Source organism: Mesorhizobium sp. M0514 (genome assembly GCF_040321145.1).
Lineage (GTDB): Bacteria > Pseudomonadota > Alphaproteobacteria > Rhizobiales > Rhizobiaceae > Mesorhizobium.
This window is the reverse complement of sequence record NZ_JAMYQZ010000021.1, coordinates 38,962-55,659: the sequence shown is the minus strand read 5'-3', so window position 1 is coordinate 55,659 and position 16,698 is coordinate 38,962. Positions and strand designations below refer to the sequence as shown.

Annotated in this window: 15 protein-coding genes and 1 tRNA gene; 10 read left to right on the top strand and 6 right to left on the bottom strand. The window is 61.9% G+C overall.

Going from position 1 to position 16,698, the window contains the following annotated elements; translation table 11 throughout:
* Positions 1-85 precede the first annotated feature (85 nt).
* From NKI61_RS11490 to NKI61_RS11480, 3 genes are read left to right on the top strand one after another with little or no spacing between them, the layout of a single operon-like run.
* Positions 86-2,035 (top strand): PrkA family serine protein kinase, encoded by a 1,950-nt coding sequence (locus NKI61_RS11490; RefSeq protein ID WP_023686732.1) that lies wholly within the window; start codon positions 86-88, stop codon positions 2,033-2,035.
* A 17-nt stretch (positions 2,036-2,052) separates the two neighbouring features.
* Positions 2,053-3,360, top strand: coding sequence for a YeaH/YhbH family protein (locus tag NKI61_RS11485; protein WP_352839558.1), 1,308 nt, complete (start codon positions 2,053-2,055; stop codon positions 3,358-3,360).
* Between the two features lie 9 nt (positions 3,361-3,369).
* Positions 3,370-4,920, top strand: coding sequence for a SpoVR family protein (locus NKI61_RS11480; RefSeq protein WP_352650954.1), 1,551 nt, complete (start codon positions 3,370-3,372; stop codon positions 4,918-4,920).
* A gap of 41 nt (positions 4,921-4,961) precedes the next feature.
* Here the strand turns inward: NKI61_RS11480 and NKI61_RS11475 are convergent, their stop codons facing one another.
* The 3 genes from NKI61_RS11475 to NKI61_RS11465 are packed head-to-tail and all read right to left on the bottom strand — an operon-like array spanning position 4,962 to position 7,596.
* Positions 4,962-5,858 (bottom strand): HlyC/CorC family transporter, encoded by an 897-nt coding sequence (locus tag NKI61_RS11475; RefSeq protein WP_023737434.1) that lies wholly within the window; start codon positions 5,856-5,858, stop codon positions 4,962-4,964.
* Positions 5,858-6,988, bottom strand: a complete 1,131-nt coding sequence (gene aroB / locus NKI61_RS11470) for a 3-dehydroquinate synthase (RefSeq protein WP_023737433.1) — start codon at positions 6,986-6,988, stop codon at positions 5,858-5,860. The genes NKI61_RS11475 and aroB overlap by 1 nt, the downstream gene beginning before the upstream one ends.
* On the bottom strand, positions 6,985-7,596 hold the full coding sequence (locus NKI61_RS11465; RefSeq protein ID WP_352839556.1) for a shikimate kinase: 612 nt from the start codon (positions 7,594-7,596) through the stop codon (positions 6,985-6,987). The genes aroB and NKI61_RS11465 overlap by 4 nt, the downstream gene beginning before the upstream one ends.
* 172 nt (positions 7,597-7,768) lie before the next feature.
* Between NKI61_RS11465 and NKI61_RS11460 the strand changes: the two genes are divergently transcribed.
* From NKI61_RS11460 to NKI61_RS11440, 5 genes are all read left to right on the top strand, one after another.
* Positions 7,769-7,921 (top strand): hypothetical protein, encoded by a 153-nt coding sequence (locus NKI61_RS11460; protein WP_023670666.1) that lies wholly within the window; start codon positions 7,769-7,771, stop codon positions 7,919-7,921.
* A 20-nt stretch (positions 7,922-7,941) separates the two neighbouring features.
* Positions 7,942-8,853, top strand: coding sequence for a site-specific tyrosine recombinase XerD (locus NKI61_RS11455; protein WP_352650956.1), 912 nt, complete (start codon positions 7,942-7,944; stop codon positions 8,851-8,853).
* An 88-nt stretch (positions 8,854-8,941) separates the two neighbouring features.
* Complete coding sequence (locus tag NKI61_RS11450; protein WP_352839554.1) at positions 8,942-9,892, top strand: acetyl-CoA carboxylase carboxyltransferase subunit alpha; 951 nt, start codon at positions 8,942-8,944, stop codon at positions 9,890-9,892.
* 234 nt (positions 9,893-10,126) lie between these two features.
* Entirely contained in the window at positions 10,127-11,422 is a 1,296-nt protein-coding gene (locus NKI61_RS11445; protein ID WP_023737432.1) for a L,D-transpeptidase family protein, read from the top strand.
* Positions 11,423-11,481: 59 nt separating this feature from the next.
* Complete coding sequence (locus NKI61_RS11440; RefSeq protein ID WP_027050749.1) at positions 11,482-11,730, top strand: sulfurtransferase TusA family protein; 249 nt, start codon at positions 11,482-11,484, stop codon at positions 11,728-11,730.
* 12 nt (positions 11,731-11,742) lie between these two features.
* Here the strand turns inward: NKI61_RS11440 and NKI61_RS11435 are convergent, their stop codons facing one another.
* Positions 11,743-12,846, bottom strand: coding sequence for a CobW family GTP-binding protein (locus tag NKI61_RS11435; protein ID WP_023737431.1), 1,104 nt, complete (start codon positions 12,844-12,846; stop codon positions 11,743-11,745).
* A gap of 3 nt (positions 12,847-12,849) precedes the next feature.
* Complete coding sequence (locus NKI61_RS11430) at positions 12,850-14,028, bottom strand: D-alanyl-D-alanine carboxypeptidase family protein (protein WP_023742907.1); 1,179 nt, start codon at positions 14,026-14,028, stop codon at positions 12,850-12,852.
* Between the two features lie 233 nt (positions 14,029-14,261).
* Between NKI61_RS11430 and NKI61_RS11425 the strand changes: the two genes are divergently transcribed.
* Complete coding sequence (locus NKI61_RS11425; RefSeq protein WP_023742908.1) at positions 14,262-15,425, top strand: M20 aminoacylase family protein; 1,164 nt, start codon at positions 14,262-14,264, stop codon at positions 15,423-15,425.
* A 107-nt stretch (positions 15,426-15,532) separates the two neighbouring features.
* Positions 15,533-15,609 (top strand) — tRNA-Arg (locus NKI61_RS11420).
* A gap of 10 nt (positions 15,610-15,619) precedes the next feature.
* Here NKI61_RS11420 and NKI61_RS11415 read toward each other — a convergent pair.
* Entirely contained in the window at positions 15,620-16,606 is a 987-nt protein-coding gene (locus NKI61_RS11415; RefSeq protein ID WP_023742909.1) for a methyltransferase, read from the bottom strand.
* Between the last annotated feature and the right edge of the window lie 92 nt (positions 16,607-16,698).

The following is a 16,698-nucleotide window of genomic DNA, read 5'->3' as shown; positions in this document are numbered from 1 at the left end:
CATGTGAAGGGAACCAACAATGCTTTCCGACAGTTGAAGGTGATGAGGCGATTGGAATCCAGATCGGCTCCGAGGGCAGAACATCATGCGTGCAACCCAATCCGACGTCTTCGATCTTTTTTCGGAAATTTATGCCAATGCGGCGGACGAAGAGGTCAGCATCCAACAGTATCTTCTTGCCTGTCGGGAAGACAAATCGATGTACGCTTCGGCGCCCGAAAGGATGGTCGACGCAATCGGCGAACCAAAACTGGTTGACACCAGCAAAGACGAGCGCCTCGGCCGCATTTTCGCGAATCGGACCCTCAAGATCTACCCTCATTTTTCTGACTTCTATGGAATGGAGGATACGATCGAGCGCATAGCTGGATATTTCCGCTATGCCTCGCAGGGGCTCGAAGAACGCAAGCAGATCCTATATCTCCTCGGCCCGGTCGGCGGCGGCAAATCCTCTCTGGCCGAGCGCCTGAAGAAACTGATGGAGCAGCGCCCGATCTACACGCTGAAGGTCGGCAACCAGATCAGCCCGGTTTTCGAGTCGCCGCTTGGGCTGTTCCATCCCGATCACATGGGTGATCTGCTAGAGGATAAATACGGCATAGCCCGGCGCCGGCTGAACGGATTGATTTCGCCATGGGCGGCCAAGCGCCTCGACGAATTGTCTGGCGACATTTCCAAATTCAGCGTCGTCAAGCTGATGCCTTCGCGGCTGCGCCAGATCGGCATTGCCAAGACCGAACCTGGCGATGAGAACAATCAGGATGTCTCGGCCCTGGTCGGCAAGGTCGACATCAGGCAATTGGAAAATTTTAGCCAGTCCGACCCCGATGCCTATTCCTATAGCGGTGGCCTGAACCGGACCACGCAAGGTCTGCTTGAATTCGTCGAGATGTTCAAGGCACCCATCAAGGTTCTGCATCCGCTGCTGACCGCGACACAGGAAGGCAGCTACAACGGCACTGAAAATTTCGGCGCCTTTCCCTACCAGGGGATCATCGTCGCCCATTCCAACGAGTCGGAATGGCAACAGTTCAAGAGCAACAAGAACAACGAGGCGTTTCTCGATCGCATCCTGGTGGTCAAGGTACCCTATTGCCTGCGGATCACCGAAGAGAGGCAGATCTATGAGAAATTGCTGCGTGAGAGCGAGTTGGCCGCCAGCCCCTGTGCCCCTGAAGTTTTGGACATCCTCAGCCGCTTTGCAGTTTCGACGCGCTTGGCCGAGCACGACAACTCGCCGCTCTACACCAAGATGCGCGCCTATGACGGCGAAAATCTGAAGGAAGTCGATCCCAGGGCAAAGTCGGTCCAAGAATATCGCGACGCCGCCGGCGTCGATGAAGGCATGACGGGCGTCAGCACGCGCTTTGCCTTTAAGATCCTTTCGCAGACATTCAACTTCGATAATGAGGAGGTGGCCGCCGATCCTGTGCATCTGATGTACATTCTGGAGGAGGCGATCAAGCGGGAGCAGTTCCCGAAGGAAACGGAAGCGGCCTATCTTGAATTCATCAAGTCGGAGCTTGCGGCGCGCTACGCCGAGTTCATCGGCCACGAAATCCAGAAGGCCTATCTGGAGTCCTATAGCGAATACGGCCAGAACCTCTTCGACCGCTACATCGCCTATGCGGATGCCTGGATTGAGGACCAGGACTACAAGGACCCCGACACCGGCCAGATCCTCAACCGGGAGATCCTGGACAACGAACTTTCGCAGGTCGAGAAACCGGCAGGCATCGCCAATCCCAAGGACTTCCGTAACGAGGTGGTGAAGTTCACTCTGCGCGCTCGCGCAAGAAACCACGGCCGCAACCCGTCATGGACCAGCTATGAAAAACTGCGCGAGGTCATCGAGAAGCGGATGTTCGGACAGGTCGAGGACCTCTTGCCGGTGATCAGCTTCGGCTCCAAGCAAGACAGCGTTACGGAAAAGCGCCACAACGAATTCGTGCAGCGCATGATCGAGCGTGGCTACACAGAACGGCAGGTACGCCGGCTGGTGGACTGGTACATGCGGGTGAACAAGGCGGGTTGACAGAGCCGGATGGTTCCATGCCGATCTTCATCGACCGTCGCCTGAACCCCAAGGACAAGAGCCTTGGCAATCGACAGCGCTTCCTCAGGCGTGCTCGCGAGGAGTTGAAGCGGAGCATTCGCGATCAAATCCGCACTGGCAGGATCGCCGACGTGGATACCGAGCACGCCGTGCCCATGCCTGAAAGGAAAACAGCCGAGCCGAGCTTCAACGATGACAGGGCCAGCGGACGGCGCCGACACATCCTTCCGGGCAACAGGCATTTTTCCCCTGGAGACCTGCTCCCGAAGCCGCATGGGGGCGGCGCGGCGTCGTCGCCAGGAAACACGGCGTCGGAAGACGATTTTCGTTTCGTGCTGTCACGCGAGGAGGTGCTCGAACTCTTTTTTGAGGATCTCGAACTGCCCGACCTGGTTAAGCTCAATCTCAAGGAAATCCTTGCCTTCAAGCCGCGCCGGGCCGGCTTCGCGGCGACCGGTTCCCCGACCAACATCAATGCCGGCCGCACCATGCGCAACAGCCTAGGCCGACGCATTGCGCTGAGGCGCCCCACGCAGCAGGAACTGGAGGCGATCCTCCGGGAAATCGTCACGCTTGAGTCGGCCCCGGCCGGCGCGGCGGTGCGCCAGCGCATCGCGGAATTACGCGACGAGCTTGACCGGCTGGAGCGACGGCGCAGGCGAATTGCCTTTGTCGATCCGGTCGATATCCGATTCAACCGCTTCGACGCCCGGCCGGTGCCGAATGCCAATGCCGTCATGTTCTGCCTTATGGACGTGTCCGGATCGATGGGCCAACGCGAAAAGGACTTGGCCAAACGCTTCTTCGTGCTGCTGCACCTGTTCTTGAAACGGCGCTACGAACGCACGGAGATCGTCTTCATCCGCCATACCCATGAGGCGCACGAAGTGGATGAGGACACGTTCTTCTACAACACGCAGAGCGGCGGTACGATCGTCTCCACCGCGCTCGACGAAATGCACCGCATTATCGGCCAGCGCTATCCTGCCAGCGAGTGGAACATTTACGCCGCGCAGGCCTCTGACGGGGACAATTTCACCACCGATTCCGAGCGATGCATAGAGCTCCTGAACGGCAAGCTCATGCGCCTGTGCCAGTATTTCGCCTATGTCGAGATCATCGACGAACGCGAGAGCCACATATTCGGTGCTACCGAAAACGGGACGTCGCTTTGGCGCGCCTACAGTACGATTGAGCTGAAATGGCCCAACTTCCAGATGAGCCGCATCGCTGCTCCCGCGGATATTTACCCGGTCTTCCACCGGCTCTTCGCCAGGCAGCCGGCGGCCATCAAGAGCGCTTGAGAGAGAGAGATGGTCAGGCGAGCCAACGAAACGAATTTGTTGTTTTCCGGTTCTGACTGGAATTTCGAGAAATTATCGCGGGCTTTTGAAGAGATCGAGGCGATCGCGGTCGACGAGTTGCATCTCGATACTTACCCGGTCCAGATGGAGATAATCTCCTCCCAGCAGATGCTCGACGCCTACTCATCTATCGGCATGCCACTGATGTATCGGCATTGGTCGTTCGGCAAACATTTCCTTCACCAGGAGCTTCTTTACCGTAAGGGTGGCCGGGGGCTGGCCTATGAACTGGTCATCAACTCCAATCCCTGCATCGTCTACCTCATGGAGGAAAACACCATGGCGTTGCAGGCCCTTGTGACGGCCCACGCGGCGCTTGGCCACAATCATTTCTTCAAGAACAATCATCTGTTTCAGCAATGGACCGACGCCGGGGCAATCCTGGGTTATCTGGACTTCGCCAAGGGCTACATCGCCCGGTGCGAGGAGCGGCACGGCCTTGCAGCAGTGGAGGCCATTCTCGATTCCGCCCATGCGCTGATGGAACAAGGGGTGTTCCGCTACCACCGGCCGCCAAAGCTCTCGTCGGAGCGACAGCGCGAAGGGCTTCGCGAGCGCCTCGAATATGAAGAGCGCTCCTACAACGATCTGTGGCGCACGCTGCCGCCGTCGCAGAACAAAAACAAGTCCGGCAATGAGGATCAAGGGATGGCGGAGCGCAAGAGATCGCTCAACCTGCCCGAGGAAAACCTCCTGTATTTCCTCGAGAAGAACAGCCTGATCCTGGAACCCTGGCAGCGCGAGATCATCAGGATCGTCCGCGTCATCGCGCAATATTTCTACCCGCAGCGACAGACTCAAGTGATGAATGAAGGCTGCGCCACCTTCGTGCATTATACGCTCATGAACATGCTATTCGATCGTGGCCGGATCGGCGAAGGTGCCATGCTCGAAATCCTGCGCAACCATTCGAACGTGATCTTCCAGCCGGCCTTTGACGATTCCCGGTTTTCAGGCATCAATCCCTATGCCCTCGGCCTCGACATGATGCAGGACATACAGCGCATTTCGACCGAGCCGACGGCGGAGGACCGCGACTGGTTCCCGGACATTGCAGGACATGGCAACTGGCGCGAGGTCCTGCTTGAGGCCTGGGCCAACCACCGCGACGAATCCTTTATCCGACAGTACCTCAGCCCGAGCTTGATCCGAAAATGGCGGTTCTTCGTGCTTGGCGATGGAGCCGACAAACCGCATTTCGAAGTCGCGTCGATCCACAACGAACGTGGCTATCACAAGATACGCGCCCAGCTTGCCCACAGTTACGACCTTGGAGCGAATCGGCCGGACATCCAGGTGATTGATGTCGACCTGCTCGGCGACCGGCAGTTGCGACTGCAACACAGGGTAAAGGATGGTGTTGTGCTCGAAGGCGCCAGCCGTGACGCGACGCTCCGCCATGTCCGCAGCCTCTGGGGCTACGAGGTCAGCCTGGTTGCAGTTGACGCTCAAACCGGTGCGACAATCCACGAACGGTCTACGAGCCAGATCGCGGCATAAACTCGGCAAAGAGCGTTCTGTTGCGGGCCTGCTCGGTACCTTTAGGATTCGCCCGCCGGCCTGATCCTGATCCTGGCGATCCGGTTCTTGTCGCGTTTCATCACCACGAAGCGCTTGCCGTGGAAGGTGAAAGCCTGCTTTTCCTCGGGGATCGACTGCGTCTCGTGGATGACCAGCCCGGCAATGGTGGTCGCTTCCTCGTCAGGCAGGTTCCAGTCGAGCGCCCGGTTGAGATCGCGGATCGGCACGGTGCCGTCGACGACCACGGAACCGTCCGCCTCCTGCTTCACGCCCTGAATGTCGACATCGTGCTCGTCGGCGATCTCGCCAACGATCTCCTCGATAATGTCCTCCAGCGTCACCAGCCCTTCGACCTCGCCATATTCGTCGACGACGATAGCGAAATGCGCCTTGGCGCGCAGGAAGGCGTTGAGCTGTTCCTGCAGCGTGGTGGTGTCGGGCACGAACCAAGGCTTCGACGCGATCTTCATCACGTCGATCCGGGAAAAGTCGTTGCCGACCTCGTTCAGCGCTCGCAGCAGGTCCTTGGCGTGCAGCACGCCGACAATGTTGTCGAGAGAGCCTTTCCACAACGGCATGCGGGTGTGCGGGCTCTGCAGGATCTCGCGCACCACCGCTTCCGGCCCATTGTCGGCATTGACTGAGCGCATATTGGTGCGGTGAACCATGATGTCGGAGACTTCGAGCTCGGCGAGATCGAACAGCCCGCCGACGCGGTCGCGGTCCTCTCGCACCATCTGGCCGTCGCGGCGGAAATCGTCGACCGCACCGCGCAACTCGTCCTGGGTCGAGCGCTGCGGCTCGATGCGCGACAACTCATAGCCGAACATGGCAAGCAGGCGCGTGCGCACGGCCAGGACAAGCAGGATGAGGATGGCAAGGACGGCGACGGCGGTCCAGCCGGGCTCGTTGATCATCATTGCCGGCTTTCCTGGCCCGGGTGGTTCTCCCTGAGGAACGAAAGCACTTCAGACGCCGGTACATCCTTGGCAATAAAAGCCTGGCCAACGCCGCGCGTCAGGATGAATGTCAGCGCGCCGCGCGACACTTTCTTGTCCTGGGTGATGAAGCCAAGCAGCACCTCGGGATCGGGCAACTCACCAGGGATGTCGGCCATCCGCCAGGGTAGACCGACGGCGCGAAGATGCGCCTCGACCCGCGCCGCGTCGTCGGGGCTGGCCAGATTGAGCCTTGCGGAAAAGCCGTGCGCCAGCGCCATGCCGATGGCGACGCCTTCGCCATGCACGAGGCGGGCGCCGTCATACTGTGTGGCGCCTTCCAGCGCATGGCCGAATGTGTGGCCAAGATTGAGCAGTGCGCGGTCGCCGGTTTCGAACTCGTCGCGGGCGACGACATCGGCCTTGGCGCGGCAGGCCTCGGCAATCGCCTCCGCCCGTTCCGCACCACCAGCGAACACCTTTTCCCAGTTCGCTTCCAGCCAGGCGAAAAACTCCGGTCGGTCGATCAACCCGTATTTGGCAAGCTCGGCATAGCCGGCGCGAAATTCGCGGATCGGCAGCGTGTCGAGCACTTCGGTGTCGGCCAGCACCAGCTTCGGCTGATGGAAGACGCCGACCAGATTCTTGCCGCGCGGGCTGTTGATGCCGGTCTTCCCACCGACCGAGGAATCGACCTGCGCCAGCAGCGAGGTTGGAATCTGGACGAAATTCATGCCGCGGCGCACGATGCCGGCGGCAAAGCCGGTCAGGTCGCCGATGACGCCACCGCCAAGCGCAATGACGACATCGCCGCGCTCCAGCTTGGCGGCGAGCACGCCGTCGACCACCTCTTCGAGATGGGCAAAGCTCTTGGTCTTTTCGCCGGCCGGCAAAGTGATGACGGCAGGCTGGATGCCGCCTGTTTCCAGACCGGCCTTCAGCGCGTCGAGATGTGCCGCCGCGACATTGTCGTCGGTGACCACCGCCGCCCTCGTGCCGGGCAGGCGGCTAGAAATCTCGGCGCCGGCGCGCGCCAAAAGGCCAGGGCCGATCAGGATGTCATAGGCACGCTCGCCAAGGCCGACCTCGACAGTGACCGGTTCGCTCACAGCCGCACCTCGCCTGGCGCAGTCGGAGCCGGAATGCCGAAATGCCCGCACAGCGCGTCGACAACCTCCGTCGCAATGACCTCCTTGCGGTCGTCGCGTGTCGGCACGGTGATGTTGGACGTGGCATAGACCGGGTAGCGCTCGCCCATCAGTCGCTCGAGCACGGCGCGCGGATCGGCGCTTCTGAGCAACGGCCGGTTCTGCTTCTTGGACACGCGTTCCATCAATAGGTCGATCTCGGCCTTCAGCCACACCGACACGCCATGCCCGGCGATCGCTTCCCGCGTCTGCGCATTCATGAACGCGCCGCCGCCGGTCGACAGCACCTGCGGCCCACTCTCCAGCACGCGCAGGATGACGCGCTGCTCCAATGCCCGGAATTCGGTCTCGCCATAGCGTTCGAACAGTTCCGGCACCGTCATGCGCGACACGGTTTCGATCTCCTGGTCGCTGTCGACGAAGGGCAGCGACAGCATCGTCGCCACCTTGCGGCCGATCGCCGTCTTGCCGGCGCCCATCAGGCCGACAAAGACGATCGAGCGGCTGCCCAGCCTGTCGAGCAGCGCGGCATGGCTATCGCCGGGAGGATTTGCTGGTAACGCGTTCATGAGACCATGCTGTTTCTAAGCCGTCTTTGCCGGCGTATCGACATCAAAAGCCCGTTTGCGTCAAGCATAGCGCCTTTCGCACCCAGAGCCCTTCGTCCTTGAATTGAAGGAATTAGCGTCCCATAAGGGCACAGGGTTTGGAATCGCAGAGCAAGAAGACGGGCGAAGATTGATGCCGACGCTGTTCCGCTTTGTCGTGACGATGATGATTCTTGCCGGCATTGCCTATGGCACGATGGTGGCGTTGGCGATGTTCGTCGAGCCGAAAAAGGCGGAAATCACCGTGCGCATCCCACCGGAAAAGCTGAACCCCAAGAAAAACTGACCCAAACTGACCCCTGGAACATGAACAGCGCGGCCCGCATCGAAGCCTTTCTCGAGATGATGAGCGCCGAACGCGGTGCCGCTGAAAACACGCTGTCTTCCTACCGCCGGGATCTCGAAGACGCTTCGCAGCAGATTGCCGGCGGGCTTGCCGCCGCCGCCGCAGCCGACATCCGCGCCTATCTCGACGACATCGCAGCGCGCGGCTTTGCGTCGACGTCGCAGGCGCGCAAACTGTCGGCGATCCGCCAGTTCTTCAAGTTTCTCTACGCCGAGGGCTTGCGCGGCGACGACCCGACCGGCACGCTGGACAGTCCGAAAAAGGGCCGGCCGCTGCCCAAGACGATGAGCGAGGCCGATACCGGTCGGCTGCTCGACCGTGCGGCGCTTGAGACAGGCGATGGCGTCAATGGCGACCGGGTGGCGGCACTGCGCCTGCACGCTTTGGTCGAGGTGCTCTATGCCACCGGCCTGCGCGTCTCCGAACTTGTCGGCCTGCCGGTGACCGTCGCCCAGCGCGACGACCGCTTCTTCATGGTGCGCGGCAAGGGCGACAAGGAGCGCATGGTGCCGCTGTCGGCCAAGGCCCGCATGGCGATGCGGGCATGGCTCACGGCCCGGGCGTCGGTGCCGGCTTTCGCCGACAGCCCGTTTCTGTTCCCGGCCGCCGGCGACAGCGGCTTTCTCTCCCGGCAGGTCTTTGCCCGCGATCTCAAAGGCCTTGCCGCGCGGGCCGGCATATCGGCGGCGAAAATTTCGCCGCATGTGCTGCGCCATGCTTTCGCCAGCCATCTCCTGCAGAACGGCGCCGATCTCAGGGCGGTGCAGCAGCTGCTCGGCCACGCCGATATCTCGACCACGCAGATTTACACGCATGTGCTGGAAGAGCGGTTGGTGCGGCTGGTCAACGATCATCATCCGCTTGCCGACTAGGCCTCATATCGCTATGTGAGGGCAACGTGTCCGCGCGGAGCCTACATCTGCGCGATGTTTGCCTTCCGACGCATCGGTCCGCTCAAGAATGTACAATTACCTCGATTTCGAAAAGCCGGTGCAGGACCTTGAACTCAAGATCCTCGAGCTGAAGAAGCTTGCCGAGAATGGCGAGGCGGTCGACGTCGGCGACGAAATCAGCCGGCTCGAGAAGCGCGTGCGCGACGCGCTGCGCGACATCTACAAGGCGCTGACGCCGTGGCAGAAGGTGCAGGTCGCGCGCCACACCGACAGGCCGCATTGCCTCGACTACATCAAGGGCCTGTTCAGCGATTTCACGCCGCTCGCCGGCGACCGCAATTTCGGCGAGGACCAGGCGATCATCGGCGGCTTCGCTCGCTTCCGCGGCGAACCGGTGGCCGTCATCGGCCAGGAAAAGGGCTCCGACACGGCGAGCCGGCTCAAGCACAATTTCGGCTCAGTGCGTCCTGAAGGCTACCGCAAGGCCGTCCGGCTGATGGAACTTGCCGACCGTTTCCAGATTCCACTTCTGACGCTGGTCGACACCGCCGGCGCTTATCCCGGCGTTGGCGCCGAGGAACGCGGTCAGGCTGAAGCCATCGCCCGCTCAACCTCGGCCTGCCTCGGCCTCAAAGTGCCATCGATTTCGGTCGTCATCGGCGAAGGCGGTTCGGGCGGCGCCATTGCGATCGCCACCGCCAACCGCGTCTACATGCTGGAACACGCCATCTATTCGGTGATCTCGCCGGAAGGCGCTGCCTCGATCCTGTGGCGCGACACGACGCGCTCGAAAGATGCGGCGACCAACATGAAGATCACCGCCCAGGACCTTCTGGAAATGAAGATCATCGACGCCATCATTGCCGAGCCGCTCGGTGGCGCCCAGCGCGCGCCCGAAACGGTGATCGCCGCCACCGGCGACCTCATCGCCAAGACGATGAAGGATTTTGCCGGCGCCAACACCAATTTTCGCGAACAGCGCCGCGAAAAATATCTGGCGATGGGCCGCAGCCTCTGATTTTGGCCGGCAGCGCACCGCAATGTGGCGTCAAGGAGCAATTTCGCCACAAAAATGCCGCTGCATTCGGCTCAATAAAAAATCCGTGACACCGGGCGAATTGCCGTGGGGGGCGCCGTCCGACGCTTGCGGTAAGGAATTTTCAAGGTTAACGGGCTTAGGGTCCGTCAGTGTTCAGCATGCAGGCCCGGGCGCTATCCGGCCGTGACGCGAGAAAAAGACATAGCCGTATCCATGTTTACCAAGCTTGCCCGCACTGGACTTCTGATCGCCGCGCTTGGCGTTGCCGGCTGCAACGATTCCTCGATGAAGAATTTTGCGCCGGAAGCCAGCAAGCCGCTGCCGGACAAGATCCTGGCCGACATGAAGGCCAAGGGCATGATCCGCACCTCGTCGGTGATGGCTCGCATCTTCAAGGAAGAAGGCAAGCTCGAAATCTGGAAGGCCAAGACCACCGGCCGCTACGAGATGGTCGCCAGCTACGACATCTGCAAATGGTCGGGCAAGCTCGGCCCGAAATACACCGAGGGCGACCGCCAGGCGCCGGAAGGTTTCTATACGGTCCGCCCGTCGCAGATGAATCCGCGCTCGAACTATCATCTGTCCTTCAACATCGGCTATCCCAACGCCTATGACCGTGCCAATGGCCGCACCGGCGCCAATCTGATGGTGCATGGCGCCTGCTCGTCGTCGGGCTGTTATTCGATGACCGACCCGCAGATCGAGCAGATCTACGCTTTTGGTCGCGATGCCTTCCAGGGCGGCCAGACCGAGTTCCAGATCCAGGCCTTCCCATTCCGCATGACCGCCGCCAACATGGCGCGCTACCGCAACGACCCGAACTATGAGTTCTGGAAGATGCTGAAGGTCGGTTACGACAATTTCGAGATCACCAAGGTGCCGCCGAAGGTCGATGTCTGCGACAAGCGCTATGTCTTCAACCAGGTGGCGCCCGAGGGCACGACATTCGATCCGACTGGCGCCTGCCCCGCGACCACGCAGCCGGATTCGCTGAAGAGCGCACTCAACGCCTATCAAAGCAGCTATGACGCGGCCTTCACCGGCGCGGTCAAGGCCAGTGTTCCGGCGCCCAAGCCGACCATTGCTGGCATCAAGGAAGCCAGCATCGTTTCCGACTGGTCGAAGCGCCGCGCCCGGGGCGAGCGCGTGCCGATCGAACCGCCGTCGCTGAATTCCGACGGCACGCTGACCGAGACGGCGCGCATGGGCCGCATCGATTCGCCCGCCGGCCGCAAGATGGCGGCGCTGGACGCAGAGAAGGAAGCCAAGCGCAAGGCCGAGGAACAGCGGGTTGCTGCCATTGAGGCAGCGAAGGCCGCCAAGGCCCAGGCACTGGCTGAAAAGCAAGCGGCAAAGGCCCAAGCGCTGGCCGAAAAGGAAGCAGCCAAGCAGGGCGCCCAGCAGCCGGTCGCCACTGCGAGCGTCGAGGCGGCGCCTGCAGAACCGCCGGCGGACGAAAGCCGGATGTCGAAGATCAAGAACAAGCTGCTAGGCATGTTCGGCGGCTGAGGTTTTCGCCTTGCCGATGCATGCCGCCCAAAAGTGCGCCGCGGTTTTGGGACAAAGACATGCATGAAGACAAACAAACAAATCACACCGCGATCTATGACCTCAAGGGCCTGAACTGCCCTCTGCCCGTTCTCAAGGCGAAAAAACGCTTGGCGGCGATGCAGCCGGGCAGCCGGCTCTGGCTGGAGACCACCGACCCGCTGGCGGTCATCGACATCCCCGCCTTTTGCGCCGACGCTGGTCACCAGCTTGTTGAAACGTCAGCCGTCAGCGGCGGCCACCGCTTCCTGGTCGAACGCGGCGCATAGCGAGCCTGACAATCAGCCCCCGGCTATCGCCAGCGGATTGCTCTCCAGCGCCGCGCGATCCGGCGTGTCGATCGACGGCCGGTTGGTGAAGGCGGAAAACAGCCGGCGCACATAATCTTCCGGCATGTCGAGCGTGATCAGCACCAGCCTGGTGCCGCGTTGGCCGTCCGGCCAGGCCAGCAGCCGCGCCGGCGGATGCAGGATCTTCTGCACCCCGTGGACGACAAGCGGCCGCGACGGGTCCTCCGCAAGCTCGATGACGCCCTTCATGCGCAAAAGCTTGTCGCCATGCGCCGAACGCAGCAGGTCGAGGAACATCTCAATCGCCGAAAACGGCACCGGGCCGTCATGGACCAGCGAGTAGGAGCGCACGCGGGAATCGTGGCGGTGGTGATGCTCATGCTCGCCGTGGTCATGATCATGATGATGATGGTGCTCATAGGCGGCTTCTTCGCCGAGCCAGCGCCGGACATCGGCGGATTTGGTCGCCGGATTGTAGAGGCCGCAATCGAACAGCGCCGCGACGCCGGTTCGGCCGTCGCCGGCGTCCAGCACCACGGCGCCTGGATTGAGCTGATGGAGTCGCGTTCGCAAAGCATCGACGTCGCCGGGATCGCTGGCCAGATCGACCTTGGTCAGCACGATGCGATCGGCGACCGCCACCTGCTTGACCGCCTCGACATGGCCGTCGAGCGTCGCATTGCCGTTGACCGCGTCGACCAGCGTGATGACGCCATCAAGTCGGAAGGCCTGCACAAGGGCGGGATGCGCCATGATCGACTGCAGCACCGGCGCCGGATCGGCGAGCCCGGTGGTTTCGACAACGACGCGGGCAAGGCGGGCGATACGGCCGGTCTGCAGCCGGTCGACGAGGTCAGCCAGCGTATCGACCAGTTCGCCGCGCACCGTGCAGCACAGACAGCCGTCGGACAACTGGATGATGCCTTCCGAGGCCTGCTCGACCAGCAGGTGGTCGATCGCCACCTCACCGAATTCGTTGATGATGACGGCCGTGTCGACCAGTGCCGGATCTTTGAGCAGCCGGTTGAGCAATGTCGTCTTGCCGGCCCCTAGGAAGCCGGTGACCACCGTGACGGGTATCGGAAAGCCAGCCATCGCCTAGTTCGCGGCTTTGACCAGCTGGTCGCCCTGCACCGCGGTTGCCTGGCCCACCACGGCCGGTTCGGCGCCCTTTGGCGCCGGAATGTCTGGCCGCCAGCTCGGCAGCGGCACATCGGCGTATTCCTGGCCGCCCTGGTCGAGCATCGCCTTCGGCGCCGGCCCGGTGGCGCCGCCGAGGCCGACTGCAACCAGCGTCGGCACGTGGTCGAGCTTTTCCTGATAGGGCGATTTCGGCACGTCGGCGCCCTTCGCGGCCACCGGCGGAGCCGCCTCGGACTGCTCGTGCGGCGCCTTCTTCCTGCAGATCTCATCATGCATGTCGTTGGGTGACATGGTATCGCCATAGGAAGGCATGGCCGCGACCGTGAGCCAGTGCGGGTCGGGCATGGCAAAGCCCTGGTCAAGCAGCCTGGCGGCGGTCTCGGCACGGCTGATCGCCGATTTTTCGCCGAGCACGACCGCGACCAGCGTGCGGCCATTGCGTGTCGCCGAGCCGATCATGTTGAAGCCCGAGGGACAGACGAACCCGGTTTTCATGCCGTCGGCGCCGGGATAGCGCCCGATCAAGAGATTGTAGTTGGAGATCGCCTTCTTGCCGACGGCAAGGCCTTCGATCGAGAACCAGGGGGCGTATTGCGGGAATTCCTTGCGGATCGCCATCACCAGCAGGGCAAGATCGCGCGCCGTCGTGTACTGCTCCGGCGAAAACAGGCCGTTCGGATTGACGAAATGCGTTCCGGTCATGCCAAGCCGCGCCGCCTCCGCATTCATGCGAACGGCGAATCCGGCCTGCGAGCCGCCTATGTTTTCGCCGATGGCCATGGCGATATCGTTGGCCGATTTGACCAGCATCATCTTCAACGCATTGTCGAGCCGCATCACCGAGCCCGGCTTGAAGCCCATCTTGCTCGGCGGTTCGCCCGCCGAATGCTTGGTCACCTTGATCGGTGAATCGAGCTGGACCTCGCCGGCGGCAATCGCCCGGAAGGTGACATAGGCGGTCATCAGCTTGCTCAGCGAAGCGGGATACCAGCGCTTGAAGGCGTCCTGGTGCTGCAGAACCTTGCCGCTGTTGAGGTCGAACAGGATCACCGGATTGGCCAAACCTGGCCCAGCCAGCATAGGTAGCGCCAAGCCGCCCGTTAGCAGTAATTTGAGGATATGGCTGTGCCGCATCATGGAATCCGAAATCGCCTCTTGCCGTAGTCGCCCCTGGCTCCGTAAGATTTCGTTACGCGATGGCCAGCATGACCTGATCCGGCCCTCAATTTCCGGATCACATTGTCTGGGGTGCTATTTACCCTATGTGACGCCAAGATGGCAAAGTGCCAAGATGGCAACAAGCATGGCAATCACAATTGCAATCAAGCAGGCCAGATCGTCTGCTCCAACAGCGAGATGGAACCATTATGCCGATTCTCAACCGCGCCGCCGAGATGCAGGATGAAGTTGCCGGCTGGCGACGCCATCTGCACCAAACGCCAGAACTGAATTTCGATGTCTTCAAGACCGCCGCCTTCGTCACCGAGAAGCTGAAGGAATTCGGCTGCGACGACGTGGTGACGGGCCTCGGCAAGACCGGCGTCGTCGGCATCATCCATGGCCGCAAGGGGCAAGGCGCGACCATCGGCTTGCGCGCCGACATGGACGCGCTGCCGATCAACGAGATCACCGGGAAGCCCTATGCCTCGACCGTGCCTGGCAAAATGCACGCCTGCGGCCATGACGGCCATACGGCGATGCTTTTGGGCGCCGCCAAATATCTGACCGAAACGCGCAATTTCGCCGGTTCGGTCGCGGTTATCTTCCAGCCGGCCGAAGAGGGCGGCGGCGGCGGCAACGAGATGGTCAAGGACGGCATGATGGAGCGTTTCGACATTTCGCGCGTCTTTGGCATGCACAACATGCCGGGCCTGCCGGTCGGCCAGTTCGCCATCCGGCCGGGTCCGATCATGGCGGCGACCGCCGAGTTCACCATCACCGTGAAGGGCCGCGGCGGCCATGCGGCGATGCCGCACGGCACGATCGACCCGATCGTCATCACCAGCCAGCTGGTCGGCGCCCTGCAGACGGTCGCTTCGCGCAGCACCGATCCGGTCGAGGCGGTGGTGGTTTCGGTGACGAAATTCCACGCCGGCGACGCCTATAACGTCATTCCCGAGACCGCCGAGATCGCCGGCACGGTGCGCACGCTGAAGAAAGAGATCGCCAAGAAATCGGAAGAGCGCATCCGCACCATCTGCGAAGGAATAGCCACCGCCTTCGGCGCGACGATCACCGTCGACTATGACGCCAACTATCCCGTGACCTTCAACAATCCGGAAGAAACGGTCTTTGCCGGCGATGTCGCGGCAAATGTCGCCGGCGACACCCAGGTCCACCGCGCCATCCAGCCGGTGATGGGCGGCGAAGACTTCTCCTACATGCTGGAAGCCCGCCCTGGCGCCTTCATCTTCATCGGCAATGGCGAGACCGCCGGCCTCCACCATCCGGCCTACGACTTCAACGACGAAGTCATCCCGCACGGCATGAGCTACTGGGTAAAACTGGCCGAAACGGCGCTCGCAGCCTGACATATGCCGCCGAAAGGCCGGCCGAATTGCCTTCGGCCGGCCTCTTCATTGCCTTCGGCGAGCCCTCTTGGCGAAACGATCGGAAGCGGCTATGTGTCGGGCCGCGTGGTCCCGTAGCTCAGTAGGATAGAGCGGCAGATTCCTAATCTGTAGGTCACAGGTTCGATTCCTGTCGGGATCACCAGCAGCCACGATCAGTCCGTGAGGCGCCCACGAAACAACGTGGTGCCGTCGGTCAGCTGCGACCTGGAGATATCCCGGAACCCAGCTTCGGCCATCCACCCGCGATACTGACCTTCCGTGTACGATTCGCCTGCGCGGTAAAGGTTCAGGAAGGTGAGATTGAGAAAGACACCCTCAGGCGGGCCGAGACGGTCGTCATCGACGACACCCCACCCCGCAATTGCGATCTCGCCTCCTTGGGTGAGGCAACGCGCCGCGTTCAGGATCGAACTGCGCGCCTGGTCCGGCGGCAGGACCTGGACGACAGCCTTCAGGATTGCCAAGTCATGCCGGCCGGTCGATGGCGCGACCGTTATGTCGCCTTCTTCGACAACCACATCGCCGGCACCGTATTCCGACAGGATCGCTGGTGCGACCGCCGCGACCGTCGGGAGTTCCATCAAAGTCGCCGCAATATGCGGCCATCGCTCGCGAAGACCGACCAGAATGGTCCCGGCGCCGCCGCCGATGTCGATCACCGAACTGACCGCCGAGAAGTCCAGTTCACGGGCGAGATTTCGGCCGAAAATCACCCCTCCCGGTGCGAGCATGCGGCTGAAGGCCGCTGCGGATTCTGGCCCCGCTTCGGAAAAGTCGTGCAGCGCGGCCGGCCGGTTCTGCCGCAGCGACTCTGCGGTCAAAAGGTCGGCTCCCCAGAGTTCGCGCAGCAGCACATGATCGCCGCCGCGATAGGTCGGCTTGGACGCGTCAAGAAACTCCGACGCTTCGGCTCCGTTGCGAAACTGACCATCCTCGACGTCGAGGAGACCTATGCTGGCGAGCGCGTAGAGGAGCCGCGACAGACGAGCGGGCTCGACTTTGAGCGCTGCCCCAAGGCTGTCGGCAGTCGCAGCATCGCCGCCGAGCCAGGTGAAGATGCCAAGGTCCAGCCCGGCACGAAGCGCCAAGGCGGGGGGCACCCCTGCGATCAGCTTGTCGATCCGATCGGAATCCACCATGTCATATCCCGTTGTGCGATCCAGGATCGACTTTGAACAGCTCGGCCAACCTCGTCAAATCAGTTCGCCAGCGCGCCGCTCTCCGCGTCGAG

Coding starts and splice junctions, on each gene's coding strand:
- NKI61_RS11485 (WP_352839558.1), top strand. CDS start 2,053: ATGCCGATCTTCATCGACCGTCGCCTGAACCCCAAGGACAAGAGCCTT.
- NKI61_RS11415 (WP_023742909.1), bottom strand. CDS start 16,606: ATGGTGGATTCCGATCGGATCGACAAGCTGATCGCAGGGGTGCCCCCC.
- NKI61_RS11425 (WP_023742908.1), top strand. CDS start 14,262: ATGCCGATTCTCAACCGCGCCGCCGAGATGCAGGATGAAGTTGCCGGC.
- NKI61_RS11490 (WP_023686732.1), top strand. CDS start 86: ATGCGTGCAACCCAATCCGACGTCTTCGATCTTTTTTCGGAAATTTAT.
- NKI61_RS11465 (WP_352839556.1), bottom strand. CDS start 7,596: ATGAACGCGTTACCAGCAAATCCTCCCGGCGATAGCCATGCCGCGCTG.
- NKI61_RS11480 (WP_352650954.1), top strand. CDS start 3,370: ATGGTCAGGCGAGCCAACGAAACGAATTTGTTGTTTTCCGGTTCTGAC.
- NKI61_RS11475 (WP_023737434.1), bottom strand. CDS start 5,858: ATGATCAACGAGCCCGGCTGGACCGCCGTCGCCGTCCTTGCCATCCTC.
- NKI61_RS11455 (WP_352650956.1), top strand. CDS start 7,942: ATGAACAGCGCGGCCCGCATCGAAGCCTTTCTCGAGATGATGAGCGCC.
- NKI61_RS11445 (WP_023737432.1), top strand. CDS start 10,127: ATGTTTACCAAGCTTGCCCGCACTGGACTTCTGATCGCCGCGCTTGGC.
- NKI61_RS11450 (WP_352839554.1), top strand. CDS start 8,942: ATGTACAATTACCTCGATTTCGAAAAGCCGGTGCAGGACCTTGAACTC.
- NKI61_RS11440 (WP_027050749.1), top strand. CDS start 11,482: ATGCATGAAGACAAACAAACAAATCACACCGCGATCTATGACCTCAAG.
- NKI61_RS11435 (WP_023737431.1), bottom strand. CDS start 12,846: ATGGCTGGCTTTCCGATACCCGTCACGGTGGTCACCGGCTTCCTAGGG.
- NKI61_RS11430 (WP_023742907.1), bottom strand. CDS start 14,028: ATGCGGCACAGCCATATCCTCAAATTACTGCTAACGGGCGGCTTGGCG.
- NKI61_RS11460 (WP_023670666.1), top strand. CDS start 7,769: ATGCCGACGCTGTTCCGCTTTGTCGTGACGATGATGATTCTTGCCGGC.